Genomic DNA, 9312 nt, shown 5'->3' on the forward strand with positions numbered 1-9312 from the left:
TGGACGTTAACGGAAAAAAACGTTTGCGCAAACGTTTTTCTGGCGCTATCCAATTCGCTGGGGGGAATCAAAACATGAAACATTCACTTTTCACATCGACACTCATCGCATCCGCTATGGGCTTTGCAGGGATGAGCATTGCGGAACCCGCAGTTGTCTTTGACCTTGGTGGTAAATTCGACAAATCGTTCAACGAGGCCGCCTATACAGGGGCAGAACGCTGGGCGTCCGAGACGGGCGGAACTTATGCCAACTTTGAGATCAGTTCAGACGCGCAGCGCGAACAAGCGATCCGCCGGTTTGCTGAAACTGGCAAAAGCCCGATTGTTGTCGCCGGCTTTGCATGGGCCGCGGCCTTGGATACTGTGGCGCCTGTCTACCCGGATACCGATTTTGTCATCATCGACATGGTGGTGGACCAGCCCAACGTCCGCTCTGTCGTGTTCAACGAACATGAGGGGTCCTATCTTGTCGGCTTGATGGCTGGCATGGCGTCTGAAACAGATGTTGTCGGCTTTATCGGCGGCATGGATATTCCGCTGATCCGCAAATTTGGCTGTGGTTACGCCGAAGGGGTTCTGGCGGCCAATGTGGACGCCACTGTCATCACGAACATGGTCGGCACAACGCCGTCGGCGTGGAACGACCCGATCAAAGGATCCGAGCTGACGTTGGCGCAAATCAGTCAAAATGCCGATGTGGTTTTCGCAGCGGCGGGCGGCACCGGCGTGGGTGTTCTGCAAACCGCCACGGATCAGGATATCTTGTCAATTGGCGTTGATTCCAATCAGAACTATCTCCACCCCGGGCAGGTGCTGACCTCCATGGTCAAGCGGGTCGACAATGCTGTGTTCAGCGCGCTCAAAGGGGATGGCCTGATCGCAGAAGGCATCAATGTCATGGGCGTTGCCAATGGTGGTGTCGGTTACACGTTGGACGAATTCAACGACGCAATTGTGTCAGACGACATGCGCACAGCGCTGGTCGAGGCCGAGGCCGCAATCACGTCAGGTGCGTTGGTCGTGCACGACTACATGTCAAACGAAAGCTGCCCCTTCGTGCAGTTCTAACGTCGGTGTTCTCCCTGTCGGTCGGGCTGTTCGCGGTTCGGCCGACGAAGAACCTGTCTTTCATGAGGATCAATATGCCCCAAGATTGCCCTGCGATTTCCATTCGGGATGTCTCAAAATCCTTTGGCCCTATCGTTGCTAACAAAAACATCACCTTCGATGTTATGCCCGGCACAATTCACGGGATCATTGGTGAAAACGGTGCGGGAAAATCGACGCTGATGTCGATTTTATACGGCTATTACAGGGCTGACACAGGCGACATCGCGATCAACGGCCAACCGGTTCAGATTGCCAACAGCCAAGCGGCTATCGCGGCGGGCATTGGCATGGTGTTCCAGCATTTCAAACTGATCGACACCTTTACCGTGCTGGAAAATGTCCTGCTTGGTGCAGAAGGGGGCAGGGTTTTGCGTGGTGCGATGGCGGATGCGCGCACATCGCTTGAGGCTTTGTCGCGGGACTATGGGCTTGAAATCGATCAAGATGCCTTGGTGTCCGATATTGGCGTCGGCATGCAGCAGCGTGTCGAAATCCTTAAGGCGCTGTACCGGAACGCCGAAATCCTGATCCTTGATGAACCAACGGGTGTGTTGACCCCCAAAGAAGCAGACCAGCTTTTTGCGATTCTCAAACGCCTGCGTGGCGAAGGAAAAACCACGATACTGATCACGCACAAACTGCGCGAAATTATGGACATCACCGACACGGTCAGCGTCATGCGACGTGGTGAAATCATCGACACATTGCCGACGTCAGGCTGCACACCGCAAAAGCTGGCAGAGCTTATGGTGGGGCGCAAAGTCATGATGCAAGTGGACAAAGCCGTGGCCAAACCAGGCCCAGCTGTGTTGCAGGTCAAGGGTTTGAGCGTGACAGACGAGCGTGGCGTGCAGCGGGTCAAAAGCATTTCGTTTGACGTGAAAGCGGGCGAAATATTGGGCATTGCTGGTGTCAGCGGCAATGGTCAATCCGAAGTACTTGAAGTGCTTGGTGGATGTTCGGCGGCACAGGGCGACATCACACTGAACGGCGACGCCTTGCCATTGAAGGGCCGTGGATCTGATGCCGCCAGTCGTCGCGTGGCGGGTATCGGTCACATCCCCGAAGACAGGCACCGCGATGCGCTGATCATGAACCATACCGCATGGGAAAACATCGCCTTTGGCTATCATCGCAGCCCGAAATTTCGCCGCCATGGGATGTTGATGAACGACGCGGCCATTCAGGCGGATACCGCCGCCAAGATGGAGCGCTTTGACGTGCGTCCCCGCGATCCCTACCTTGCAGCCAAGAATTTTTCCGGTGGCAACCAGCAAAAACTGGTGGTCGCCCGCGAGATTGAGAATAACCCAGATCTTCTGCTTGTCGGCCAACCCACACGCGGCGTCGATATCGGGGCGATCGAATTCATTCACCAGCAGATCATCGCGTTGCGCGATCAGGGCAAAGCCATTCTATTAGTGTCGGTCGAACTGGACGAAATTCTTGCCCTGACTGACCGGGTTATCGTCATGTTTGATGGCGAAATCATGGGGGAGCGGCAGACGGCGCAAACCAATGCCAATGAACTTGGCCTGTTGATGGCCGGTATGCGTCAGGAGGCCGCGTGATGTTCGCGCTTCCTAAATGGGCGGACATCGTCTTTGTCCCAATGCTATCTTTGTTGTCTGCGGCGGTGATTTCAGCGTTGTTTGTGGCGGCCATTGGGGAAAACCCGTGGCTGGCTGCCAAAGTGATGGTAAACGGCGCGTTCGGATCCAGTTACGCGTGGGGTTATACGCTTTATTATACAACGAATTTCATTTTCACGGGCCTTGCCGTGGCCGTCGCGTTTCAGGCGCGGATCTTCAACATCGGTGGCGAAGGTCAGGCGATGTTGGGTGGTTTGGGGGTTGCTTTGGTCTGCCTTTATATTCCATGGCCGCATTGGTCGCTGGCGCTGGTGGTCTCAAGCATCGGCGCGGCTGCCTTTGGTGCGCTTTGGGCGCTGGGGCCTGCGTATTTGCAGGCAAAACGTGGCAGCCACATTGTGATCACCACGATCATGACGAACTTTGTGGCCGCGGGCCTTTTGAATTATCTGTTGATCGGCCCCATCAAGGGTGAAGGGATGGCCCCCGCAACCGCCAAGTTTCCCGAAACAACAAGCCTGCCGTCGCTGGCCGATTTGCTGGCCCCCATTGGCATTCCGTTTTCGGCACAATCCCCGGTGAACATTACCTTCCTCGTCGCGCTTGTCTCTGCATTTTCGGTCTGGGTTTTGATCTGGAAAACCCGGCTGGGGTATGAAATCCGATGCTTTGGCCAATCGGTGCGCGCAGCCCAATACGCCGGAATAAGTGCGTCGAAAATCACCATTGTAGCAATGATGATATCGGGCGGTTTGGCAGGCCTGATGGCGATCAATAATGTGATGGGAGAGGCCGAAAGCTTGGTCTTGAATGCCGTCGAGGGGGCGGGCTTTATTGGGATTGCTGTCGCCTTGATGGGGCGTAGCCATCCCATGGGCGTCGTGCTTGCCGCCGTTCTGTTCGGGGCCCTTTATCAAGGTGGGGCCGAACTTGCGCTGCAGTCAAATATCCCGCGCGACATGATCATCGTCATTCAGGCCTTGGTGATCATTTTCACAGGTGCGCTGAATAACATGATGCGTGCCCCTGTTGAGTTTGCATGGTTCATGCTGCGTGGCCCACAAACCAGAGGGACTAAAGACTAAGATGGATATAACAGCCTTATTTGATCTTGCCGTGCTTGACGGTGCCATTCGATTTGCAGTTCCGCTTTTGTTGGCGTGTTTGGCGGGCCTGTTTTCAGAACGCGCAGGTGTTGTGGACATCGGGCTGGAAGGCAAGATGCTGATGGCGGCGTTCATGTCTGCGTCGGCGGCTTATGTCACAGGCAGTGCTTGGGTTGGGATGCTGGCCGGGGTCGCAGGGGCCGTTGCGCTGTCGCTGTTGCATGGGCTGGCGTCGATCACCTTTCGCGGGAACCAGCTGATTTCTGGCGTGGCGATCAATTTTTTCGGGGCAGGTGTAACAGTCGTTGCCGCCCAAAGCTGGTTTGCACAAGGCGGGCGCACGCCGCAGCTGTCTGGGGCCGCCCGTTTTGAGACCCTAAATTGGCCCGGCGCGTTGACAAAGATCCGAGAGATTAACGATGCACCTTTGGTCATGCGCATCTATTCTGAACTGATCTCAGGCCATTCGATCATCACCTATCTGGCTGTTTTGACGGTGCCGGCGACATGGTGGATTTTGTACCGAACACGGTTCGGGCTGCGGTTGCGGGCGGTTGGTGAAAACCCTGCGGCTGTCGACACCGCCGGCATTTCGGTCGTAAGGTTGCGCTATAGCGCTGTGATTATCTGTGGCATTTTATGTGGCGTCGCAGGGGCTTATCTGGCGACATCCCTTCAGGCGGGCTTTACGCGCGATATGACGGCGGGGCGGGGCTATATCGCCCTTGCAGCCCTTATCTTTGCGAAATGGCGACCATGGCATGCACTTGGGGCGACCGTGCTGTTCGGGTATTTGCAAGCGCTTTCACTGCGACCTGATGTGGTCGAACGGATCGCGACAATCCGAGTGCAGGGGCAATTGCTTGACGTACTTCCCTATCTGCTGACGATCCTTATTCTAGCCGGGCTGATCGGGCGGGCGATCCCGCCGCGTGCCGCTGGCGAACCTTATGTGAAAGGGCAATAGGATGTCGGCGACTGTATTTAACCTCGGCTCGATCAATCGGGACAAAACTATTAAAGTGCGGCGTTTCCCCTGCCCCGGTGAAACCCTCGCTGGGCACGAGGCCTCGACGTGTTTGGGCGGAAAGGGGTTGAACATATCCCTTGCGCTGCACCGTGCGGGACAGCTCGTCACCCATATCGGCGCAGTTCATAAGGACGACGCTGATACGCTAGGTGAAATCGAACGATTTGGGCTCAAGACTGAGGCGATTGAACGCGCGGATCATGCAACAGGCGAAGCCTATGTGTTGCTAGACGATGACCGCGAAAACGCTATCATCTTATGCGCAGGTGCCAATACCGAAATTTCGCGAAACCATATCGATCAATGTCTTGTCACAGCCAAACCTGAAGATTGGCTGGTTCTTCAGAACGAAACCAACAACCAGCACTACGCCGTCGAAAAGGCCCGTGCGAAGGGCATGAAAATTGGGCTTGTCGCAGCCCCTTTTGACGCCGAATTGGTGCGGTCACTTTCACAGCATCTTAATTTGCTCGTGTTGAACGAGATCGAGGCTGCGCAGTTGGAACAGGCACTGGCCACGACAATTGCCAAGATCGGCATCCCCCTCGTTGTCGTCACAAAAGGCGCGGACGGCGCGACTCTTTATCGTGATGGAATGCCGCTTCATATCGCAAGCCTTCCGGTGAAACCCATCGACACCACGGCGGCGGGGGATACGTTTTTCGGCTTTTTCCTTTGCGCTGTGTTGGCAGGCCTGTCCGATATAGACGCTTTGCGCATGGCGAACGCGGCCGCAGCCCTGTCGATCCAGACCTATGGTGCTGCACATTCCATTCCGACGTTGCAAGACGTCCAAGAAGTCCTGAAAGGATACCCAAATGAAGACAATTCTTGATACAGATCCCGGCGTCGATGACGCAATGACGTTCTATTATGCGCATGCTTCTGCACAAACGGACCTGGTGGCGATGACCACCATTTTCGGTAATGTCACGGTCGAAGACGCGACGCAAAACGCGCTGTGGCTAGCGGAAAGTGTACAGACACAAACCCCCGTCTATGGTGGCGCGCAAACCCCGCTTAAGATCACGCCAAACACCCCCAGCGCCCATGTTCACGGCAAACACGGCTTTGGCGACATGATCGACCGCACCATTTCAACCACTGCCGAAGCCGAAAGCGCGGCGGCGTTTTTGGCGGCTGAGGCCGCGCGTAAGCCGGGCGAATTGACCGTCTGCGCCATCGGCCCGCTGACCAATATCGCACTGGCGTTGGATATCGATCCCAACTTTATCGCCAACCTGCGCCAACTTGTCATCATGGGCGGGTCTCTTGAGGCGGGCGGAAACGTCACCCCCCACGCCGAGGCGAATTTCTGGAATGACCCCCATGCCGCCAACAAAGTGCTGACCGCCCCCGGTACTGGCACCGTCATCATCGTGGGGCTGGATGTGACGACCCAGATTTCGTTTTTCCAAAGCGATTACGATGACATGGCGGAAAAGTCTCCCAAAGCGGGAGGGTTCCTTAAGGACATCGGTGAGTTCTACATGCGGTTCTATGAGACGGTGACTGGGAAATATCAGGGCTATTTGCACGACCCCGCAGCGCTTATCGCCTGCGAAGCACCGGAACTGTTCACCATGCGAGACGTCAGGCTTCAAGTGATCACCGAAGGCGAAAACATCGGGGAAATGGTACCGCATGCTTTCTCAGAACGGGTGTGCAAGATCTGCATGGACGTCGATATCCCCGCCGTCCTGAACCGTTATAAAACTACCATGGCGACGTTGCCCTAACCCTTTCAAAGACAGTTGGACTAAAACCTATGACCCAGAATCTTCAATCTTGGGCCGATGTTGCCCCGCGTCTTATCGCTGTAGCTGCGGGACGGGATGCCGCCGATCTTGTGATCACGGGCGGTAAACTGGTGAATGTCCAGACACGTGAGGTGTTGGAGGGCTGGCAGGTGGCTATTGCGGAAGGGCGGTTTGCCTATGTCGGGCCTGATGCGTCCCATTGCATTGGCCCAGATACCCAAACGATCGACGCCACTGGCCGTTATCTGATCCCGGGGCTGTGTGACGGGCATATGCACATCGAAAGCGGCATGCTGACGCCCGCTGAATTTGCCGCCGCAGTGATCCCGCACGGGACCACGACAATGTTTACCGACCCCCATGAGATTGCCAATGTGCTTGGGCTTGAAGGCGTGCGCATGATGCATGACGAAGCCCTAATGCAGCCGGTCAATATCTTCACCCAGATGCCGTCTTGTGCGCCCTCTGCGCCCGGATTGGAGACAACAGGGTTTGAGATCAGCGCCGAAGATGTGGCCGAAGCCATGGGTTGGCCGGGGATTATTGGTTTGGGCGAAATGATGAATTTCCCCGGTGTCATTAATGGTGATCCCCAGATGTTGGCAGAGATGGCCGCGACGATGAACGCTGGTAAAACCGTTGGCGGGCACTATGCGTCGCCCGATAAGGGGGCCGCGTTTTCGGCTTATGTGGCGGGGGGCGCAGCGGACGATCACGAGGGCACAGCAGAGACGGACGCGCTGGCGCGGGTGCGCAACGGCATGCGCTCCATGATGCGACTGGGATCAGCGTGGTACGACGTCGAAAGCCAGATTACCGCCGTGACAGAACGCGGTCTTGATCCCCGCAATTTCATCCTGTGTACCGATGATTGCATGGCCGAAACACTTGTGAACGACGGGCACATGAACCGCGTTGTCCGTCATGCGATTGAGTGTGGTTGTGACCCGCTGGTGGCCTTGCAAATGGCGACGATCAACACGGCGACCCATTTCGGGCTTGAACGCGAGTTGGGCAGCATTGCACCGGGCCGTCGCGCGGATGTGATTGTCACCTCTGATCTGAAATCACTGCCGATCGAACAGGTAATTGCGCGCGGCAAGACCGTCGCGATCAATGGGCAGATCACCGTTGAATGTCCGCATTTCAACTGGCCAGACACCGCACGCCAAACCGTGCATATGGGCAAAACACTGGACGAGGCGGATTTTGATATTCCAGCCCCCGAAGGCGCGAACGCCGTCACCGCCAAAGTGATTGGAGTGGTTGAAAATCAAGCTCCAACCAAAGCGCTGACCTTTGAACTTCCCGTCACCGAAGGCCGGGTGCAGGCTACGGGCGAAGTCTGTCAAATCGCACTTGTTGAACGCCATCGCGGAACGGGCCATGTGTCAAACGGCTTTGTATCTGGTTTTGGATATACCGGCGACATGGCCATCGCCTCGACCGTGGCGCACGACAGTCACCACATGATTGTTGTCGGCACATCGCGCGCCAACATGGCGCTTGCGGCAAACCGGTTGGGTGACGTCGGCGGCGGTGTGACCGTTTTCAAAGACGGCAGAGAACTTGCGCTCATCGAACTGCCGATTGCGGGACTGATGTCCGACAAACCCGCCGCCGAGGTCGCAGCCCAAGCCAAAAAGATGATCGAGGCGATGGCCGTCTGCGGTTGCACAATGAACAATGCCTATATGCAACATTCTCTGCTGGCACTCGTTGTCATTCCTGAATTGCGGATCAGTGATCTTGGGCTTGTCGATGTCACGAAATTTGAATTGACCAATGTGGTTGAGATTTAGATCGCGCTGGATGGCTTGAGTTTTCCTTGGACCATCCGGTTGTTTTTTACAAATCGCGTTGGGGCCGGGCGTCCTTTAACTTCGTACGGATTTAGCGTTGTCCAAAGCGGCATACGATCAATTGCACAGGCGAGATACCTCAGGGTATTGCGTAGCAATGTCCCGAGAAGGGGTTTTAAAGAACGTTTCAACCATGGAATTGTCGTAACAATTACCTTTGCCGCTCATTGATACCTTGAAGCCGTGCTTTTTCAGACGTTTTTGATACTCGTTGGAACAATACTGCGACCCGCGATCCGTATGATGAATGCAGTCCTTGGGCGGCTGTCACAGGGCCACCGCCATGTCCAACGCCCGGATCGCCAGATCCCGCTTCATGCGGTTACTAACGGCCCAACCGATGACGCGGCGAGAATACAAATCAAGGTTAACGGCTAAATACAGCCAAGCTTCGCTGGTCCAGATGTAGCTGATGTCTCCAGCCCATTTGTGGTTGGGACCATCAGCTGAGAAGTCCTGATCCAGCAAATTGGGCGCAATGTTGAACGTGTGATTGCTGTCCCCCTCTCGGCAGATTGCTTTGCAATCGCCTGCCGGGCAATGGTCGTCGCCTTGTATTTCTGGGTTCTGACGATTTTGATGCCATTCTCACGCATCAAACGACCAACGCGACGGTGACCGACATTCAAGCTCAATTCTTGTAACTCTTCGGTCATACGCGGCCGCCCATAGCTTTCCAGGCTGAGGCGGTACTGCTCACGGATATGGACCAAAAGCACCATATCATCATGCTAACGTTGGCTCATCGGGCGCACCTGCCAAGCACGCCCCCCCCGCGATGTGACCCGCATAATCTGGCAGAGAAACTCGACAGACCATTCTTCTTTCCAGGCGTCGATGAAAGCAAATC

The 9312-nt window shown here is 55.7% G+C and carries 7 protein-coding genes and 1 pseudogene; 7 read left to right on the forward strand and 1 reads right to left on the reverse strand.

Annotated features, from left to right (window positions below):
* Positions 1-74 precede the first annotated feature (74 nt).
* The 7 genes from ABJO75_RS08670 to ade all read left to right on the forward strand — a co-directional run bounded on the left by ABJO75_RS08670 (position 75) and on the right by ade (position 8402).
* Positions 75-1070: a BMP family ABC transporter substrate-binding protein gene (locus ABJO75_RS08670; RefSeq protein ID WP_348432443.1), complete on the forward strand. Its 996-nt coding sequence runs from the start codon at positions 75-77 to the stop codon at positions 1068-1070.
* Positions 1071-1144: 74 nt separating this feature from the next.
* A complete protein-coding gene (locus ABJO75_RS08675; RefSeq protein ID WP_348432445.1) occupies positions 1145-2683 on the forward strand; it encodes an ABC transporter ATP-binding protein in 1539 nt (512 codons plus the stop codon).
* Positions 2683-3789 carry an ABC transporter permease gene (locus ABJO75_RS08680; RefSeq protein ID WP_348291336.1) on the forward strand — a complete coding sequence of 369 codons (1107 nt, stop codon included), beginning with the start codon at positions 2683-2685 and terminating at the stop codon, positions 3787-3789. Before ABJO75_RS08675 ends, ABJO75_RS08680 begins: the two co-directional genes overlap by 1 nt.
* Before the next feature lies 1 nt (position 3790).
* Positions 3791-4777 (forward strand): ABC transporter permease, encoded by a 987-nt coding sequence (locus tag ABJO75_RS08685; protein WP_348291334.1) that lies wholly within the window; start codon positions 3791-3793, stop codon positions 4775-4777.
* A gap of 1 nt (position 4778) precedes the next feature.
* The gene (locus ABJO75_RS08690; protein ID WP_348432447.1) at positions 4779-5675 is read left to right on the forward strand and encodes a PfkB family carbohydrate kinase; all 897 of its coding nucleotides are present in this window, start codon (positions 4779-4781) and stop codon (positions 5673-5675) included.
* Positions 5659-6579: a nucleoside hydrolase gene (locus ABJO75_RS08695; RefSeq protein ID WP_348432448.1), complete on the forward strand. Its 921-nt coding sequence runs from the start codon at positions 5659-5661 to the stop codon at positions 6577-6579. The genes ABJO75_RS08690 and ABJO75_RS08695 overlap by 17 nt, the downstream gene beginning before the upstream one ends.
* A gap of 29 nt (positions 6580-6608) precedes the next feature.
* Positions 6609-8402, forward strand: coding sequence for an adenine deaminase (gene ade / locus ABJO75_RS08700; protein ID WP_348432449.1), 1794 nt, complete (start codon positions 6609-6611; stop codon positions 8400-8402).
* A gap of 171 nt (positions 8403-8573) precedes the next feature.
* Here ade and ABJO75_RS08705 read toward each other — a convergent pair.
* Positions 8574-9312: pseudogene (locus tag ABJO75_RS08705) on the reverse strand (IS3 family transposase); the annotation flags it as partial.

Source organism: Sedimentitalea sp. (assembly GCF_039973035.1).
Lineage (GTDB): Bacteria > Pseudomonadota > Alphaproteobacteria > Rhodobacterales > Rhodobacteraceae > Sedimentitalea.